Raw genomic sequence first — 20,536 nt, 5'->3', positions numbered from 1 at the left:
CCGCGCTGAGCCACGCCCGCCCCCACCATCACCTCCATCACACCGCCACCGCGAGGAAGCGCGCAACGCGCCCGCGGTCGCGACCTGCTTTGCACGAACAGCTCCTGGGGGAGTCACACTGATGAACGTTTCCGACGCCTCGACCAGCCCGGCGGATACGGCAATCGCTGTGGTCGGCCTGTCCTGCCGACTCCCGGGAGCACCCGACGCGACGGCGTTCTGGCGGCTGCTCCGCGACGGCGTCGACGCCATCACCGACGCACCCGCCGACCGCTGGAACGCGGACGCCCTGTTCGACCCCGACATCACCGCCCCGGGAAAGATCAACACCCGGCGCGGCGGATTCCTGGGCCAGGACCAGGTCGCCGGATTCGACCCCGCCTTCTTCGGCATCTCGCCCCGCGAGGCCGCGGCCATGGATCCCCAGCAGCGCCTGATCCTCGAACTGAGCTGGGAGGCCCTGGAGGACGCCGGGATCGTCCCCGAGCGGACCAGGGGCAGCCGGACCGGCGTCTGCCTCGGCGTGATCTGGGACGACTACGCCACCCTGCAGCGCAGGAGCGACCCCGCAGCGACCGGCATCAACCAGCACAGCGTCACCGGCCTCCACCGCAGCATCATCGCCAACCGTGTCTCGTACACCCTGGGCCTCCGCGGCCCCAGCCTCACGATCGACGCGGGGCAGGCGTCGTCCCTGGTCGCCGTCCACATGGCCTGCGAGCAGATCCGGCGCGGCGAGGCCACGCTCGCCATCGCGGGCGGCGTCAACCTCAACCTCGCCCCGGAAAGCACCATCGGAGCGGCCAAGTTCGGCGGGCTCTCCCCGGACGGGACCTGCTACACCTTCGACGAGCGGGCCAACGGCTATGTACGCGGCGAAGGCGCGGGCGTCGTCGTCCTCAAGCCCCTCGCCGACGCCCTCGCCGACGGCGACCCCGTCTACTGCGTCATCCGCGGCGGCGCCGTCAACAACGACGGCGGCGGCGAGAACCTCACGGCCCCGCACCAGCCGGCCCAGGAGGACGTCCTGCGGCGCGCCTACGAGCACGCCGGAGTCGACCCCTCCGAGGTCCAGTACGTGGAACTCCACGGCACCGGCACCAAGGTCGGCGACCCCGTGGAGGCAGGTGCGCTCGGAGCCGTCCTGGGCACCGCCAGGCCGGCCGGCTCACCCCTGCTGGTGGGCTCGGCCAAGACCAACGTCGGCCACCTGGAAGGGGCCGCGGGCGTCGTCGGCCTCATCAAGACCGCCCTGTGCCTCAAGCACAAGGAACTCGTCCCGAGCCTCCACTTCAGGACCCCCAACCCCCGGATCCCGCTCGACGAACTCAACCTGCGGGTCCACACCGGGACCGGACCGTGGGCCCGCGAGGAGCGCCCGCTGACGGCCGGCGTCAGCGCCTTCGGCATGGGCGGTACGAACTGCCACCTCGTCCTCTCGGAGGCACCCGCACGGGAGCTCCCGGAGCCGGACACCGACGCGATGCCGCCCGTGGTGCCGTGGGTGGTGTCGGGCCGTTCGGACGCCGCGCTGCGGGCGCAGGCGGAGCGGCTCCGGGCATACGCGGACGACCGCCCCGAGCCGGCCGTCGGCGATCTGGGTCTGTCGTTGGCGACGACGCGGTCGGTGTTCGAGCACCGCGCGGTGGTGGTCGCCGGGGACCGTGACGGGCTGCTGGACGGCCTGGGCGCGCTGGCGGAGAGGCGGGACGCCCCGGGACTGGTGCGGGGTGTCGCGGGCGCGGATGCCCGGGTGGCGTTGGTCTTCCCGGGTCAGGGTTCGCAGTGGGTGGGGATGGCGGCGGGGCTGCTGGATGCCTCGCCGGTGTTCGCGGAGCGGGTTGCTCAGTGTGAGGTTGCGCTGGCGCCGTATGTGGACTGGTCGTTGACCGATGTGCTGCGGGGGGTGCCTAGGGCTGCGTCGTTGGAGCGCGTCGATGTGGTGCAGCCCGCGTTGTTCGCGGTGATGGTGTCGCTGGCGGAGTTGTGGCGTTCGTACGGTGTTGAGCCTGCTGCGGTGATCGGTCATTCGCAGGGTGAGATTGCTGCGGCGTGTGTGGCGGGTGCTCTCTCGCTGGAGGACGCGGCGAAGGTGGTCGCGCTGCGGAGCAGGGCGCTGCTGGCGCTGTCCGGTCAGGGTGGGATGGTCTCGGTTTCCTTGCCGGTCGGTGAGGTCGAGGCGCTGCTGAACGACCGGCTGTCGGTTGCGGCTGTGAACGGCCCGTCCGCAGTGGTGGTTTCGGGTGATGCGGAGGCTCTTGACGGGCTGTTGGCTGAGTGTGAGACGAACGCGATCCGTGCTCGTCGTATCCCGGTGGATTACGCCTCGCATTCCGCGCATGTGGAGCGGATCGAGGGCGAGCTGCTGGAGATCCTGAAGGGGATCGAGCCGCGTTCTTCTTCGGTGCCGTTCTATTCCACGGTTTCCGCCGAGTTGATCGATACGGCCGTCATGGACGCGGGTTACTGGTACCGCAATCTCCGTCAGACGGTCCGTTTCGATGAGACCGTACGCGCCCTGCTGGCCGACGGCCTTGAGATCTTCGTAGAGGCCAGCGCACACCCCGTGCTGACCGTCGGCATTCAGCAGACCGCCGAGGCCATGAACGCCCCGGTCGCCGCCATCGGTTCGTTGCGTCGTGACGAGGGCGGTCCTGAGCGCTTCCTGACCTCGCTCGCGGAGGCTTTTGTCGCCGGTGCGCCGGTGGACTGGTCGGTGCCTTTCGCCGGCACGGGCGCGCGGCGGGTCGAGCTGCCCACGTATGCCTTCCAGCGCCGCCGCTACTGGTTCGAGAAGTCGTCGTCAGCGGTGACTCCCGAGGCGGCACCGGCATTCGAGGCAACAGCCGTATTCGAGACGGAATCCGCGCCGGCCGACGATGCCGCGACGTTCCTCCGGCAGCGCCTCGCCCCGCTCGGCGCGGCCGAGCAGGACGGCTTCCTGCTGGACCTGGTACGCGCACAGGTCGCGACGGCTCTGGAGTACGACGGTTCGGAAGCCGTCGACGCCAAGCGGACCTTCAAGGAGCTCGGCTTCGACTCCCTCACCGCCGTCGAATTCCGCAATCGACTCAACGGCGCCACGGGCCTCAAGCTGGCGACGACACTGCTCTTCGACCATCCCACGCCCACGGTGCTCGTCCAGCACCTTCGAGACGCGCTGCTGGGGACGGGGACCGGGACCGGTGCCGCCGGGAACGCGCCTGTGTCCGCGGTGGACGACGACCCGATCGCCATCGTGGCGATGAGCTGCCGATACCCGGGTGACGTCCGTTCACCGGAAGACCTGTGGCAGCTCATGACCTCCGGCGGGGACGCGATCGCGGAATTCCCGGTGGACCGCGGCTGGGACCTGGAAAGCCTCTATGGCGCGGGTGAGGGCCGCCCCGGCCTTTCGTCCGCCCGAGAGGGCGGCTTCCTTTACGACGCCGGTGACTTCGACCCGGCGTTCTTCGGGATCTCCCCGCGTGAGGCCCTCGCCATGGACCCCCAGCAGCGGCTGCTGCTGGAGACCTCGTGGGAGGCCTTTGAGCGGGCCGGAATCGACCCGGAATCCGTACGCGGCAGCCGGACCGGCGTATTCGTCGGCGCGATGGCGCAGGACTACGGCCCCCGGATGCATGACGCGTCCGAGGATCTCCAGGGCTATTTGCTGACGGGAAATACCGTCAGCGCGGCGTCGGGCCGGATCTCCTACACCTTCGGTTTCGAGGGTTCCGCGGTCACGGTGGACACGGCGTGTTCGTCGTCGCTGGTGGCGCTGCATCTGGCGGCGCAGGCGCTGCGCCAGGGCGAGTGCACCATGGCGCTCGCGGGCGGTGTGACGGTGATGTCGACACCCGGTCTGTTCGTGGAGTTCAGCCGACAGAGCGGGCTGGCCCCGGACGGCCGATGCAAGCCGTTCTCCGCGGCCGCGGACGGCACGGGCTGGGCGGAGGGCGCCGGCATGCTCCTCCTGGAGCGGCTCTCGGACGCCCGGCGCAACGGGCACCCCGTGCTGGCCGTGGTGCGTGGTTCGGCTGTCAATCAGGATGGTGCGTCGAATGGTTTGACGGCGCCGAATGGTCCTTCGCAGCAGCGGGTGATCCGGCAGGCGTTGGCGAGTGCGGGTCTGTCGGCGGCGGATGTCGACGCGGTGGAGGCGCACGGTACGGGCACCGCCCTGGGTGACCCGATCGAGGCGCAGGCGCTGCTGGCCACTTATGGCCAGGACCGCGAAGACGGTCGGCCGCTGTGGATCGGCTCGGCCAAGTCCAACATCGGTCACACACAGGCAGCCGCCGGCGTCGCCGGTGTGATCAAGATGGTGCTGGCCATGCAGCACGGCATGCTGCCTCAGACGTTGCACATCGATGAGCCGTCGCCGCATGTGGATTGGTCTGCGGGTGCGGTGGAGTTGCTGGCGGAGTCGGTGCCGTGGCCGGAGGTGGAGCGGCCGCGTCGGGCGGGCGTGTCGTCGTTCGGTATCAGCGGTACGAACGCGCACGTGATTCTGGAGCAGACGACTGAGGCTCCTGTGGAGCGGTCGGCCGAGAGCCCTTCCGCTGTGGGTGTGGTGCCGTGGGTGGTGTCGGGTCGTTCCGTGGCGGGGTTGCGGGCGCAGGCGGGGCGGTTGGTGCCGTTTGCGGGTGCTGATGTCCCGGTGGCGGGTGTGGCGCGTTCGCTGGTGGTGACGCGGTCGCATCTGGAGCATCGTGCGGTGGTGCTGGCCGGTGGTCGTGAGGGTTTTGCGGCTGGGCTGGTTGGGTTGGCTGCGGGTGGGTCTGTGCCGGGTGTGGTGCAGGGGTCTGTGGTGGCTTCGGGTAAGTCGGCGGTGCTGTTCTCGGGTCAGGGGAGCCAGCGGGCGGGCATGGGCCGCGAGTTGTATGAGGCGTACCCGGTGTATGCCGAGGCTTTTGATGCTGTGTGTGCGCGGTTCGATCTTGGCCGGCCGTTGCGTGATGTGGTGTTCGGTGGGTCGGATCTGCTGGATCAGACGGTGTTCACCCAGGCGGCTTTGTTCGCGGTTGAGGTGGCGTTGTTCCGGCTGGTGGAGTCGTGGGGTGTGCGCCCGGACTTCGTGGGTGGTCATTCGATCGGTGAGATTGCTGCCGCGCATGTGGCGGGTGTGCTCTCGTTGGATGATGCGTGTGTGTTGGTGGCCGCTCGTGGCCGTCTGATGCAGGCGCTTCCCGCTGGCGGTGCGATGGTGGCGGTGCAGGCATCGGAGGCCGATGTGCTGCCGCTCCTTGTGGGTCGTGAGGCCGAGGTCAGTATCGCGGCGGTCAATGGGCCCGTTTCCGTGGTGCTTTCGGGTACTGAGGGTGCTGTCGAGGACGTCGCCACCCAGCTCGCGGCGCGGGGTGTGAAGACGAAGCGGTTGCGGGTTTCGCACGCGTTCCACTCGCCGTTGATGGACCCGATGCTGGCCGACTTCGCGAAGGTAGCGGAGGAGCTGACGTATGCGGCTCCCTCGATCCCGGTCGTTTCGAACCTGACGGGTTCGATTGCCGCGCCGGAGGAGCTGTGCTCTCCCGCGTACTGGGTGCGTCACGTCCGTGATTCCGTCCGCTTCGCCGATGGAATCGAAGCCCTTGGCTCCGAAGGTGTTTCCACCTTCCTGGAGTTGGGCCCTGACAGTGTGCTGTCCGCGATGGGCCAGGACTGTCTGCCCGACGCGGCCTTCACCCCCGCCCTCCGCACCGATATCAGTGAGACGCGCACAGTCCTGGAGGCTCTCGCTGGAGTCCATGTGCGCGGTGTACGCGTGGACTGGGTGGAGGTGCTGCGCGCGGGCGGCGTGACCGGCGGCCGTCGCGTCGAGCTGCCCACGTACGCGTTCCAGCGCGACCGCTACTGGCTGGAGACCACGACCGCGGCCACGACCGATACCGCTGATGCCGGGTTCTGGGACGCGGTGGAGCGTGAGGATCTGCCCGCGCTGGCCGACGCGTTGGACACCGAGAGCAGCGAGTCTCTCGCAGCTGTCCTTCCTGTTCTCTCCGCCTGGCGTCGGCAGTCCCGTGAGCGGTCGCTCGTGGACAGCTGGCGCTACCAGGTGCAGTGGGCTCCCGTCTCAGGTGTGACCCCCGAGGCGCTGACCGGTCGGTGGCTGGTCGTGGTTCCTGCCGGTCTCGCGGAGGATGCGTGGATCGCGGAGTGCGTCCGGGCGCTGGAGGCGTCCGGCGTCGGGTTGTCGGTGGTCGAGCTGGATGCCACGGTCGCCGACCGTGCTTCTGTGGCCGAGCGGCTTCGAGAGGTGACGGTCCCGTACGACCGTGTGGTCTCCCTGCTCGGCGAGGCCGGGGGCCGGGATCCGTACGCGCCGTCCGTGCCGGTGGGTGTCGCGCTGACGCTCTTGCTGGTGCAGGCCCTCGGTGATGCCGATATCGACGCGCCCTTGTGGTGTGTCACCCGGGGTGCGGTATCCACCGGCTCCTCGGACCCTCTGCACAATGCCGAACAGGCCCAGATCTGGGGCCTCGGGCGGGTCGCCGCCACGGAGGCCGCGGACCGCTGGGGCGGCCTCGTCGACCTGCCGGACACACTGGACGAGCGTACGGCCGGGCGCCTGCCCGCCGTGATCGCCGGGGCGACCGGCGAGGACCAGATCGCGCTGCGCTCCTCGGGCGTGCTCGCGCGGCGCCTCGCACGCGCGACGGCCCCGGCTTCCGCCGAGTGGCGACCGTCGGGAAGCGTGCTGGTCACTGGTGGTACGGGTGCCCTGGGTGCTCATGTCGCGCGTTGGCTGGCTCGTAATGGTGCCGAGCGCCTGGTGTTGGTCAGCCGTCGTGGTCCCGCTGCCGAAGGGGCGGAGGAGCTGCGTACGGAGCTCACTGCTCTTGGCGTGCGGGTGACGGTGGCCGCGTGTGACGCGGGCGACCGTGACGCGCTTGCGGGGCTGCTCGCGGGTGTTCCGGATCTGACTGCTGTGGTGCATACGGCGGGTGTTCTCGACGACGGTGTGCTGGACGCGCTGACGCCCGAGCGGTTCGAGACCGTGCTGCGGGCCAAGGCGGAGGCCGCGCGACACCTGCACGAGCTCACCGTCGGCATGGACCTGTCGGCGTTCGTCCTCTTCTCGTCGTTCACCGGTGCGGTGGGTGCGGCCGGTCAGGCCAACTACGCGGCCGCGAACGCCTATCTCGACGCGCTCGCCGAGCAGCGCCGGGCCGCGGGCCTGCCCGCCACCTCCATCGCCTGGGGCCCCTGGGCCGACGGCGGCATGGCCGACGCCGTCGCGGAGCGCTGGCGGCGGCACGGCCTGCCGGCCATGTCGCCCGAACTCGCCGTCGACGCCATGCACCAGGCCGTCCGCCGGTCCCTGGCCTGCCCGGTCGTCGCCGATGTCGACTGGGAGAGCTTCGCGCGTGCCACAGCCGATGTCCGCCCGAGCCGACTGCTGGACGGGCTGTTCGACGTACGGCGGTCCGTCACCGGGACCGACTCGGCAGCAGACGCCGGCACGTCCTTGCGGCAGCGCCTGGCCGGACTCTCCGGCACCGAACAGGGCCGCCTGCTCGTGGAGTTGGTGCGGACCCATGTGGCGGCCGTGCTGGGGCACTCGAAGGCGGAAACGGTCGAGACGGGGCGTGCCTTCAAGGAGCTCGGATTCGACTCGCTGGCCTCGGTCACCCTCCGGAACCGGCTGAACGCCGCCACGGGCCTGCGCCTGCCGAGCACCCTCCTCTTCGACCACCCCACCGTCGTGGCAGTGGCCCGGCACCTGCGCACCGAGGCCCTGGGCGCGGACACCGCCTCGGCACTCGTGGTCACGACCTCGGCCGTCGCCGACGAGCCGATCGCCATCGTCTCCATGAGCTGCCGCTTCCCCGGCGGCGTGCGGACCCCCGAGGACCTGTGGCGGCTGCTGATCTCGGGCGAGGACGTCCTCACGGACTTCCCCGCCGACCGCGGCTGGAACCTCGAATCGCTCTACGCCGCCGACCCGGACGCCCTGGGGAAGAGCTACGTCAAGGAAGGCGCCTTCCTCGCCGACGCCGGTGACTTCGACCCGGGCTTCTTCGGGATCTCCCCGCGCGAGGCGCTGGCGATGGACCCGCAGCAGCGGCTGCTGCTGGAGACCTCGTGGGAGCTGTTCGAGCGCGCGGGCATCGACCCGGCCCTGCTCCGGGGCAGCCGCACGGGCGTCTTCGTCGGGAGCAACGGCCAGGACTACGGCACCAGTCTGCGGCAGGCGGCGGAGGGCGTCGAAGGCCACCTGGTGACCAGCAGCGCGGCCAGTGTCGTCTCCGGCCGCATCTCGTACACCTTCGGTCTCGAAGGCCCGGCGGTCACGGTCGACACGGCGTGCTCGTCCTCGCTGGTGGCCCTGCACCTCGCCGCGCAGGCGCTGCGCCAGGGCGAGTGCACCATGGCGCTCGCGGGCGGTGTGACCGTGATGTCCACCCCCGAGCTGTTCGTCGAGTTCAGCAGGCAGCGCGGGCTGGCCGCGGACGGCCGCTGCAAGCCGTTCGCCGCCGCGGCGGACGGCACCGGCTGGGGCGAGGGCGTGGGCGTGTTGCTGCTGGAGCGGCTGTCCGACGCTCAGCGCAACGGTCACCGGGTGCTGGGTGTCGTACGTGGTACGGCCGTCAACCAGGACGGCGCGAGCAACGGCCTCACCGCTCCCAGTGGCCCGTCGCAGCAGCGGGTGATCCGCCAGGCACTGGCCAACGCGCGGCTGTCGGCGGCCGATGTCGACGTGGTGGAGGCGCATGGTACGGGTACGACGCTGGGCGACCCGATCGAGGCGCAGGCGCTGCTGGCCACTTATGGTCAGGAGCGCGCCGAGGGACAGCCGTTGTGGCTGGGTTCGGTGAAGTCGAACATCGGTCATACGCAGGCTGCTGCCGGTGTGGCGGGTGTGATCAAGATGGTGCTGGCGATGCGGCACGGTGTGCTGCCGCAGACCTTGCACATCGACGAGCCCAGTACCCACGTGGACTGGTCCGCGGGCGCGGTCGAGCTGCTCACCGAGTCGGTGCCGTGGCCGGAGGTGGAGCGGCCGCGCCGGGCGGGCGTGTCCTCGTTCGGCGTCAGCGGTACGAACGCGCACGTCGTGGTGGAGCAGGCACCGGTGGTCGCCGAGGAGACCGTCCCTGCGGAGGTTCCCGCCGGTGTGGTGCCGTGGGTGGTGTCCGGCCGTACGGACGCGGCGCTGCGGGCGCAGGCGGAGCGGCTCCGGGCACATCTGGAAGAGCACACCGAGGAGTCCATCACGGACATCGGCCTCTCGCTGGCGACGGCAAGGACGGTGCTCGAGCGTCGCGCGGTGGTGGTTGCCGAGGACCGTGACGGGCTGCTGGACGGCCTGGGCGCGTTGGCGGAGGGTCGTGGCGCTGCGGGTCTGGTCGAGGGTGTGGCTGGTGCCGGTGCCCGGGGGGCGTTGGTGTTCCCGGGTCAGGGTTCGCAGTGGGTGGGGATGGCGGCGGGGCTGTTGGATGCTTCGCCGGTCTTTGCCGAGCGGATTCATGAGTGTGCGACTGCTCTGAGTGCTTATACGGACTGGTCGTTGGTCGATGTGCTGCGTGGTGCGGATGGTGCGGCGTCGCTTGAGCGGGTGGATGTTGTCCAGCCTGCGTTGTTCGCGGTGATGGTGTCGCTGGCTGAGCTGTGGCGTTCGTACGGTGTCGAGCCTGCTGCGGTGATCGGTCATTCGCAGGGTGAGATTGCTGCTGCGTGTGTGGCGGGTGCGCTGTCGCTGGATGATGCGGCGAAGGTGGTCGCGCTGCGGAGCAGGGCGTTGCTGGCGCTCTCCGGTCAGGGTGGGATGGTCTCGGTTTCCCTGCCGGTCGGTGAGGTCGAGGCGCTGCTGAATGACCGTCTTTCGGTTGCTGCGGTGAACGGCCCGTCTGCGGTGGTGGTTTCGGGTGATGTGGATGCTCTGGATGAGCTTCTGGCGACGTGCGAGGCGGGCGGGATTCGTGCCCGTCGTATTCCGGTGGATTACGCCTCGCATTCCGCGCATGTGGAGCGGATCGAGGGCGAGCTGCTGGAGATCCTGTCCGGGATCGAGCCGCGTTCTTCTTCGGTGCCGTTCTATTCCACGGTTTCCGCCGAGTTGATCGATACGTCGGTGATGGACGCGGGCTACTGGTACCGCAATCTCCGTCAGACGGTCCGTTTCGACGAGACCGTACGCGCCCTCCTTTCCGACGGTGTCGGGATCTTCGTAGAGGCCAGTGCGCATCCCGTGCTGACGGTCGGTATCCAGCAGACCGCTGAGGCCGTCGGCACACCTGCCGCCGCCATCGGTTCCCTCCGTCGTGACGAGGGCGGCCTGGACCGCTTCCTGACCTCCCTCGCCGAAGCACACACAGCCGGTGCGTCCGTCGACTGGCGCCCGCTCTTCGCGGGCGCCCGGCAGGTCGACCTTCCCACCTACGCCTTCCAGCACCAGCGCTACTGGGTGCAGCCCTCCGCCGTCGCGGGTGATGTGGCCTCGGCCGGTCTGGGGGCAGCCGACCACCCGCTGCTCGGCGCGGCGGTCGCGTTGCCGGAGTCCGGTGGTTTCCTGTTCACGGGGCGGTTGTCGCTGCGTACGCACGCCTGGTTGGCCGATCATGCCGTTCTTGGGCGGGTGTTGTTGCCGGGTACGGCGTTTGTCGAGCTTGCGCTGCGGGCCGGTGACTCCGTCGGCTGCGATCGTGTGGAGGAGCTCACCCTGGAAGCTCCGCTGGTGCTGCCGGAACACGGTGGAATCCAGCTTCAGTTGATCATCGGCTCCTCGGAGGGTGTCGAAGGCCGCCGTGCGCTGAGCGTCTACTCCCGCCCCGAGGACGCCCCGGACCAGAGCCTCTGGACCCGGCACGCCAAGGGCGTACTCGCCCCTGCCGGTCGGACGCAGCTGTCGGCGCCGTCTTCCGTATGGCCGCCGGCGGGTGCCGAGGTGATCGATACGGAGGGGTTCTACGAGCGGTTGGCGGGGACGGGTCTGGAGTACGGGCCGGTGTTCCGGGGGCTGCGATCGGCCTGGCGGCTCGGTGAGGAGATCTTCGCCGAGGTCGTGCTTCCGGAAGGGGACGCGGCGGGCTTCGGTGTCCACCCGGCGTTGCTGGATGCGGCGTTGCATGCGGGGGTGGGTACGGTCTTCGGTGGTGCGGAGCAGGTGCGGTTGCCGTTCGCGTGGACCGGTGTGTCGTTGTACGCGACGGGTGCGTCCGTGCTGCGCGTGAAGCTCTCGCCCGTCGGCGGTGACGGCGTCGCCGTGCTGGTGACCGACGCGTCGGGTGTTCCCGTGGCGTCGGTGGACTCGCTGGTCACGCGACCCGTCTCCGCGGAGCGGTTCGCCGTCGACCGTGGGCCCGAGTCGCTCTACCGCGTGGAGTGGGTGAGCGCGCCGGCCACCTCCGGAGCGAGCTCCGTCGGCCGGTCCGTGGTGATCGGCGATGGCGGCTTCGGCGCGACCTGGGGGGCCGCGGGGTCCGAACTCCCGCTCCTCGCCGACCTGGAGGCGCTGAGCCGGGCCGTCGGCGCGGGCGACCCGCTGCCGGACCTGGTCCTCGTCCCCTTCGACGCCTCCTCGGCCACCGATGTGCCCGCGGCGACGCGCGGCACGCTGCACCGGGCGCTGGACGTGGTGCAGACGTGGCTGGCGGACGACCGGTTCGTCGGCTCGCGGCTGGTCCTGGTGACCAGGCGCGCGGTGGCGGCGGGCGCGGGTCAGGACGTCCGGGACCTCGCCTCGGCCGCGGTGTGGGGCCTGGTGCGGTCCGCGCAGTCCGAGAACCCGGACCGATTCGTCCTGCTCGACCTCGACAACGAGGATCCCTCGCTCGACGCCCTCGACGCGGCCCTCGCCGCCGGGGAACCGCAGGTCGTGATCCGCGACGGTGCGGTCCTCGTACCGAGGCTCGCCACCGGCACCTCCGACACCGTGCTGAAGCCCGCCGACGGCTCGGCCGCCTGGCGGTTGGAGGCGGGTGGTGGTGGCACGTTTGAGGGTTTGTCGTTGGTGGGGTGCCCGGATGGGGTGCGGGTGTTGGGGGAGTTGGAGGTTCGGGTCGCTGTGCGTGCGGCTGGGGTGAACTTCCGTGATGTGTTGATTTCTCTGGGGATGTATCCGGGGGAGGCGTTGCTGGGTGGTGAGGGTGCTGGTGTGGTGGTGGAGGTCGGTTCCGGTGTGACGGGGCTGGCTGTGGGTGATCGTGTGATGGGGTTGTTCTCGGGTGGTTTCGGGCCGTTGGCGGTGACGGATCACCGGATGCTCGTCCGTATCCCGCAGGGCTGGTCCTTCACCCGGGCCGCATCCGTGCCGGCGGTGTTCACGACGGCGATGTACGCGCTCCGGGACCTCGCCGACGTCCGCTCGGGCGAGTCGTTGCTGGTGCATGCCGCTGCGGGTGGTGTGGGTATGGCGGCGGTGCAGTTGGCCCGTGCCTGGGGCGTGGAGGTCTTCGCCACCGCGAGTCCCGGCAAATGGGAGACCGTACGGGCCCTTGGCGTGGACGACGACCATCTCGCGTCATCGCGAACCCTGGACTTCGAGCACCTCTTCACCTCGGTCACCGAGGGTCGTGGTGTGGATGTGGTGCTGGATTCGTTGGCGGGTGAGTTTGTCGATGCTTCCTTGCGGTTGTTGCCGCGTGGGGGGCGGTTTGTGGAGATGGGCAAGACGGATGTCCGGGACGCGGGTGCGGTGGCTTCGGGGTATCCGGGTGTGCGGTATCGGGCGTTTGATCTGGTGGAGGCCGGTCCGGGTCGGATCGGTGAGATGCTCGTGGAGATTGTGGGGTTGTTCGAGGCGGGGGTTCTTGAGCCTTTGCCGGTGAGTGTGTGGGATGTGCGTCGGGCGCCGGAGGCGTTCCGGTTCATGAGTCAGGCGCGGCATGTGGGCAAGGTTGTGCTGAGTGTTCCGGCGGTGCTTGATGGTGGGGGCACGGTTCTGGTCACGGGTGCCACGGGTGTGCTGGGTGGTCTGGTGGCGCGGCATCTGGTGGCTGAGCATGGTGTGCGGCATCTGTTGCTGGTGAGCCGGCGTGGCCGTGAGGCCGAGGGTATGGCGGAGCTTGAGGCTGAGCTGTCGGCTGCTGGTGCGCAGGTGAGCATCGAGGCGTGTGATGTTGCGGACCGTGATGCTCTGGCTGGTGTGCTGGCGGGGATTCCTGTGGATCGTCCGCTGTCTGGTGTGGTGCATGCGGCGGGTGTTTTGGATGACGGTGTGGTGGAGTCGCTGACGCCGGAGCGCATGGATGTGGTGTTGCGGGCGAAGGTGGATGCTGCGGTCAACTTGCATGAGTTGACGTTGGATTGTGATCTGGCGTTGTTTGCTTTGTTCTCGTCGGCGGCTGGTGTGCTGGGTGCTGCGGGGCAGGGTAATTACGCGGCGGCGAATGCTTTTGTTGATGCTCTGGCTGCGTGTCGTCGGTTTGTGGGTTTGCCTGCGGTGTCGTATGCGTGGGGTCTGTGGGCCGAGCGCAGTGCGATGACGGGGCATCTGGATACGGCGGATCTGGCGCGTATGGCGCGTGGGGGAATGGTTCCGCTGCCCTCCGACGAAGGACTCGCCCTCTTCGACGCATCCCTCACCATCGCCGAATCCCTTGTCGTCCCCGCGAAGTTCGACGCCGCAGGGCTCGCCGCCCTCGCCGGGACCGGCACCGTACCGGCTCTCCTGAGTGCCCTCGTGCAGCGGCCGAGGGCCGCGACCCGACGCGTCCTCAGCGCCGACAATGGTGGCGCCGACGACTCCTCTCTCCTGCGGCAGCTGTCCGCACTGAGCGAGCGGGAGCGCGACCGCTTCCTCCTCGAACTCGTCCGCGCCAACGCGGCCACCGTCCTCGGCCACACCGAGGCGGACGCCGTGGAGGCCGAGCGCCCGTTCAAGGAGCACGGCTTCGACTCGCTGACCGCCGTGGAGCTGCGCAACCGCCTCAACGCGGCCACCGGCCTCCGGCTGTCCGCGACCCTCGTCTTCGACTACCCCAACCCCGCCGCCCTGGCGCACCACCTGCGGACCGAGCTGCTCGGCGCACCGGAGGAGGCCGACGACACGGCCGTCTCCGTACGGCAGACGGCGTCGATCGACGACGACCCGATCGCGATCGTGTCGATGAGCTGCCGCTTCCCCGGCGGGGTGCGTTCCCCGGAAGACCTGTGGGAGCTGCTCACCGAGGGCCGGGACGCCATCACCGGCCTCCCGGCCGACCGGGGCTGGGACCTCGACGGCCTCTACGACCCCGACCCCGACGCCCTCGGGAAGAGCTACACCCGGCACGGCGGCTTCCTGCACGATGCGGGCGACTTCGACCCGGGCTTCTTCGGGATCTCCCCGCGTGAGGCCCTCGCCATGGATCCGCAGCAGCGGCTGCTGCTGGAGACTTCCTGGGAGGCGTTCGAGCGCACGGGCATCGACCCCGCGTCGCTGCGCGGCAGCCGGACCGGCGTGTTCGTCGGCGCCGCACCCCAGGGCTACAGCACCGGACCGCACCAGGGCGCGGACGGCGTCGAGGGCTATCTGCTGACCGGCGACGCGCTGAGCGTCACCTCCGGCAGGCTCGCGTACGTCTTCGGGCTCGAAGGCCCGGCCGTCGCCGTGGACACGGCGTGCTCGTCGTCGCTGGTCGCGCTGCACCTCGCGGTGCAGGCGCTGCGGCAGGGCGAGTGCTCGCTGGCCCTGGCCGGGGGTGTGACGATCATGTCCACTCCCAGCACCTTCATCGGCTTCAGCAGGCAGCGCGGCCTGGCCCCCGACGGGCGGTGCAAGCCGTTCTCGGCGGCGGCCGACGGCTTCGGCCCGGCCGAGGGCGTGGGCGTCCTGCTGCTGGAACGCCTCTCCGACGCCCGCCGCAACGGTCACCGGGTGCTGGGTGTCGTACGCGGCACGGCCGTCAACCAGGACGGCGCGAGCAACGGCCTGACGGCGCCGAACGGCCCGTCGCAGCAGCGGGTGATCCGCCAGGCCCTGGCCAACGCCGGGCTGTCCGCCCGGCAGGTGGACGCGGTCGAGGCGCACGGCACCGGCACCAAGCTCGGCGACCCGATCGAGGCACAGGCCCTGATGGCCACCTACGGGCAGGAACGCGCGGAGGACCGTCCGCTGCTGCTCGGCGCCCTGAAGTCGAACATCGGCCACACCCAGGCCGCCGCCGGTGTGGCCGGTGTGATCAAGATGGTGCTGGCGATGCAGCACGGTGTGCTGCCGCAGACCCTGCACCTCGACGAGCCGTCCCCGCACGTCGACTGGTCGGCCGGCGCGGTCGAACCGATCACCGACGCGGTCTCCTGGCCGGAGACCGGTGAACCCCGCCGGGCAGGCGTCTCCTCCTTCGGCATGAGCGGTACGAACGCCCACGCGGTGCTGGAGCAGGCGCCGGTGGCCGCCGAAGAGGCTGCCCCCGCGGAGGTTCCCGCCGGCGTTGCGCCGTGGTTGGTGTCGGGTCGTTCGGAGGCTGCGCTGCGGGCGCAGGCGGAGCGGTTGCGGGTGTTTGTGGATGGCCGTCCGGGGTTGGCTGTCGGCGATGTGGGTCTGTCGTTGGTGACGGGGCGGTCGGTGTTCGAGCACCGTGCGGTGGTGGTCGCCGGGGACCGGGCCGGATTCCTCGACGGTTTGGGTGCGTTGGCGGAGGGTCGTGGCGCTGCGGGTCTGGTCGAGGGTGTGGCTGGTGCCGGTGGCCGGGTGGCGCTGGTGTTCCCGGGTCAGGGTTCGCAGTGGGTGGGGATGGCGGCGGGGCTGTTGGATGCCTCGCCGGTCTTTGCCGAGCGGATTCGTGAATGTGCGACTGCTCTGAGTGCTTATACGGACTGGTCGTTGGTCGATGTGCTGCGTGGCGCGCCTGGGGCTGCGTCGTTGGAGCGCGTCGATGTGGTGCAGCCTGCGTTGTTCGCGGTGATGGTGTCGCTGGCGGAGCTGTGGCGTTCGTACGGTGTCGAGCCCGCGGCCGTGATCGGTCACTCGCAAGGCGAGATCGCCGCGGCGTGTGTGGCGGGTGCGCTGTCGCTGGATGATGCGGCGAAGGTCGTCGCGCTGCGCAGCAAGGCTCTGCTGGCCCTGTCGGGTCAGGGCGGGATGGTGTCCGTGTCCCTGGCGGTTGACGAGGTGACGGCGCTCCTGGACGATCGTCTTTCGGTCGCTGCGGTGAACGGGCCGTCCGCGGTGGTGATTTCCGGTGACACGGAGGCGCTGGACGAGCTGCTTGCCGTGTGCGAGGCCGGTGGCATCCGTGCCCGTCGTATTCCGGTGGATTACGCCTCGCATTCCGCGCATGTGGAGCTGATCGAGGGCGAGCTGCTGGAGATTCTGTCCGGGATCGAGCCGCGTTCTTCTTCGGTGCCGTTCTATTCCACGGTTTCCGCCGAGTTGATCGACACGTCGGTGATGGACGCGGGTTACTGGTACCGCAACCTTCGCCAGACGGTCCGTTTCGACGAGACCGTACGCGCCCTCCTTTCCGACGGTGTCGGCATCTTCGTAGAGGCCAGTGCGCACCCCGTGCTGACCGTCGGTATCCAGCAGACCGCCGAAGCCGTCGACACCCCGGTCACTGCCATCGGTTCCCTCCGTCGTGACGAGGGCGGGCTCGACCGCTTCCTGACCTCCCTCGCCGAAGCGCATGTCTCCGGCGCCCCGGTCGACTGGCGCCCCCTCTTCGAGGGCGCCCGGCAGGTGGAACTGCCCACCTACGCCTTCCAGTACGAGCGGTTCTGGCTGGAGACGTCCTCCGCTGTGGGCGACGTGACCTCGGCGGGGCTCGCCTCGGCCGACCATCCGCTGCTGGGCGGGGCGGTCGCGTTGCCGGAGTCCGGTGGTTTCCTGTTCACGGGGCGGTTGTCGCTGCGTACGCACGCCTGGTTGGCCGATCATGCCGTTCTCGGGCGGGTGTTGTTGCCGGGTACGGCGTTCGTCGAGCTCGCGCTGCGGGCCGGTGACTCCGTCGGCTGCGGCACGGTGGAGGAGCTGACGCTGGAGGCTCCGCTCGTGTTCCGCGAGCGCGAGGCCGTCCTGATCCAGGTCACCGTCGGCGGGCCCGACGAGGAGGGACGGCGCACGCTGAGCGTGTACGCCCGCCCCGAGGCCGCTTCGGAGCAGGCCCCCTGGACGCGGCACGCCACCGGCACCCTGCTCGGCGGCGAGCCCGAGGCCCCGGCCTCCGGGGCGCTGTCGGTCTGGCCGCCGGCGGGTGCCGAGGTGATCGATACGGAGGGGTTCTACGAGCGGTTGGCGGGGACGGGTCTGGAGTACGGGCCGGTGTTCCGGGGGCTGCGGTCGGCCTGGAGGCTCGGTGAGGAGATCTTCGCGGAGGTGACGTTGCCCGAAACCGATGCGACAGGTTTCGGCATTCACCCGGCGTTGCTGGACGCGGCGTTGCATGCGGGGGTCGATACGGTCTTCGGTGGTGCGGAGCAGGTTCGGTTGCCGTTCGCGTGGACCGGTGTGTCGTTGTACGCGACGGGTGCGTCCGTGCTGCGCGTGAAGCTCTCGCCCGCCGGTGGCGACGGCGTGGCCATCGAGCTCGCCGACGGCGTCGGACAGCCGGTGGCCTCCGTGGACGCTCTCGTGGCCCGTCCGGTGTCCGTCGGACAGCTCGGGACCGACTCCGCCCACGACTCGCTGTTCCGCCTGGAGTGGGTGAGCTCCCCGGACGGGGCCACTGATCCCGTGGCCGCGGTCCGCTGGGCCGTGATCGGCGATGCCTACGGGCCGGAGCTGGGCGCACTCTCGGAGTCGGCCGCGGGAGACGCCGACGCCTACGCGGATCTCGCTGCCCTGTCCGAGGCCATCGGCTCGGGTGCGATCAGCGCACCGGAGCTCGTCCTCCTCCCGCTCACGGCACCGGCAGCGGTGGCGGACGCCCCGTCCGCCACCCGGGCGGTCACCCATCGGGCGCTGGACGTGGTGCAGACGTGGCTGGCGGACGAGCGGTTCGCCGACTCACGGCTGGTCGTTGTGACGCGGGGCGCCGTGCCGGTGGAATCCGGCCCGGACGTTTCCGTACGGGACCTCCCGGTGAGTGCCGCGCGCGGGCTGCTGCGGTCCGCGCAGTCCGAGCACCCGGGTCGCTTCACCCTCCTGGACGTGGACGGGAACGACCTGGCGTGGTCGGTGCTCGTACCCCTGCTGACCTCGGACGAACCGCAGATCGCGGTGCGTTCGGGCGTCGCGTACGTCGCACGGCTGGCCCGCGGAACCACCGCGACGCTCCCCGTCCCGGCCGCAGCGGGGGCCCACACCTCGTGGCGGTTGGAGGCGGGTGGTGGTGGCACGTTTGAGGGTTTGTCGTTGGTGGGGTGCCCGGATGGGGTGCGGGTGTTGGGGGAGTTGGAGGTTCGGGTCGCTGTGCGTGCGGCTGGGGTGAACTTCCGTGATGTGTTGATTTCTCTGGGGATGTATCCGGGGGAGGCGTTGCTGGGTGGTGAGGGTGCTGGTGTGGTGGTGGAGGTCGGTTCCGGTGTGACGGGGCTGGCTGTGGGTGATCGTGTGATGGGGTTGTTCTCGGGTGGTTTCGGGCCGTTGGCGGTGACGGATCACCGGATGCTCGTCCGTATCCCGCAAGGCTGGTCCTTTACTCGGGCCGCCGCCACTCCCACCGTCTTCGTGACGGCGCTCTACGCCCTGCGGGACCTCGCCGACCTGCGCCCGGGCGAGTCGTTGCTGGTGCACGCGGCTGCCGGTGGTGTGGGCATGGCGGCGGTGCAGTTGGCCCGCGCCTGGGGTGTCGAGGTCTTCGCCACCGCCAGTCCCGGAAAGTGGGACGTGCTGCGCTCGCTCGGACTGGACGACGCGCATATCGCCTCTTCCCGCACGCTCGAATTCGAAGAGAGCTTCGTCAAGACATCCGAGGGTCGTGGTGTGGATGTGGTGCTGGATTCGTTGGCGGGTGAGTTCGTCGATGCTTCCTTGCGGTTGTTGCCGCGTGGGGGGCGGTTTGTGGAGATGGGCAAGACGGATATTCGTGGTGCTGAGGATGTGGCGGTTTCTCATCCGGGTGTGCGGTATCGGGCGTTTGATCTGGTGGAGGCCGGTCCGGGTCGGATCGGTGAGATGCTCGTGGAGATTGTGGGGTTGTTCGAGGCGGGGGTTCTTGAGCCTTTGCCGGTGAGTGTGTGGGATGTGCGTCGGGCGCCGGAGGCGTTCCGGTTCATGAGTCAGGCGCGGCATGTGGGCAAGGTTGTGCTGAGTGTGCCGGCGGTGCTTGATGGTGGGGGCACGGTTCTGGTCACGGGTGCCACGGGTGTGCTGGGTGGTCTGGTGGCGCGGCATCTGGTGGCTGTGCATGGTGTGCGGCGTCTGTTGTTGGTGAGCCGGCGTGGTCGTGCGGCCGAGGGTATGGCGGAGCTTGAGGCCGAACTGTCGGCTGCTGGTGCGCAGGTGAGCATCGAGGCGTGTGATGTCGCGGACCGTGACGCTCTGGCTGATCTGCTGGCGGGGATCCCTGCGGGGTATCCGCTGACTGGTGTGGTGCATGCGGCGGGTGTTTTGGATGACGGTGTGGTGGAGTCGCTGACGCCGGAGCGTGTTGATGTGGTGTTGCGGGCGAAGGTGGATGCTGCGGTCAACTTGCATGAGTTGACGCTGGATTGTGATCTGGCGTTGTTTGCTTTGTTCTCGTCGGCGGCTGGTGTGCTGGGTGCTGCGGGGCAGGGTAATTACGCGGCGGCGAATGCTTTTGTCGATGCTCTGGCTGCGTGTCGTCGGTTTGTGGGTTTGCCTGCGGTGTCGTATGCGTGGGGTCTGTGGGCCGAGCGCAGTGCGATGACGGGGCATCTGGATACGGTGGATCTGGCGCGTATGGCGCGTGGGGGAATGGTCCCGCTGCCCTCCGACGAAGGACTCGCACTCTTTGATGCCGCCCAAGCGGCCGCCGACGCGGTCGTGGTGCCCGTACACCTCGACACGGCGGCCCTGGCCGACAGCGCCGATCCGCTGCTCCGCGGTCTCGCCGTCCGGCATCCGGCCGGGAGCGGGGCGGCCGTCACCCGGCGATCCGCGCGGACGGCGCCTCAGCAGGACGGGCCCGCCTCGTTGCGGCAGCGCCTGGCGGGGCTGGGCGAGACGGAACAGCAGCGCGTCGTCCTGCGGTTGGTGCGGGAGCACGCCGTCGCCGTCCTCGGACACACGTCGGCCAACTCCATCGCGCCGGACCGGGGCTTCCTCGAGCTCGGCTTCGACTCGCTGACCGCAGTGGAGCTGCGCAACCGCCTCAACGCGGCCACCGGCCTCCGGCTGCCCGCGACCCTCGTGTTCGACCACCCGACCCCGGCGTCCCTGGCCCGCCACATACGGGAAGAGGTCGCCCCGGCCGTCGAGGAGACGGCACCGGACGCCCCGCAGGCCGCCGGATCCGCGGCGGAATTGGCGGCCGAACTCGACCGACTGGAATCGGCGTTGCTCACCTCGGTGCGGCCCGACGACGCCACGCGGGAATCCGTCACGAACCGGCTGAAGAGCCTCCTCTCCCAATGGGAGGCGACTTCTTCGCCGACTGCCCCACCGGTGGTGAAGCAGTCTCCCGCCGACGTTCCCGAGAGCCCGGAAAGCGTCGCCGAGCAACTCGAATCGGTGTCGGCCGACGAGCTGTTCAAGTTCATCGACTCGGAATTCGGGGACTCCTGACCG

The 20,536-nt window shown here is 69.9% G+C and carries 1 protein-coding gene; it reads left to right on the top strand.

What is annotated here, in order from left to right; all coding sequences use genetic code 11:
- Nucleotides 1-118: 118 nt before the first annotated feature.
- The gene (locus tag DXZ73_RS38015; protein WP_425315907.1) at nt 119-20,533 is read left to right on the top strand and encodes a type I polyketide synthase; all 20,415 of its coding nucleotides are present in this window, start codon (nt 119-121) and stop codon (nt 20,531-20,533) included.
- Nucleotides 20,534-20,536 lie beyond the last annotated feature (3 nt).

The sequence above is a fragment of the Streptoverticillium olivoreticuli subsp. olivoreticuli genome (assembly GCF_003391135.1).
GTDB classification, from domain to species: Bacteria; Actinomycetota; Actinomycetes; order Streptomycetales; family Streptomycetaceae; genus Streptomyces; species Streptomyces blastmyceticus.
This window is presented reverse-complemented; position numbering and strand designations above follow the sequence as displayed.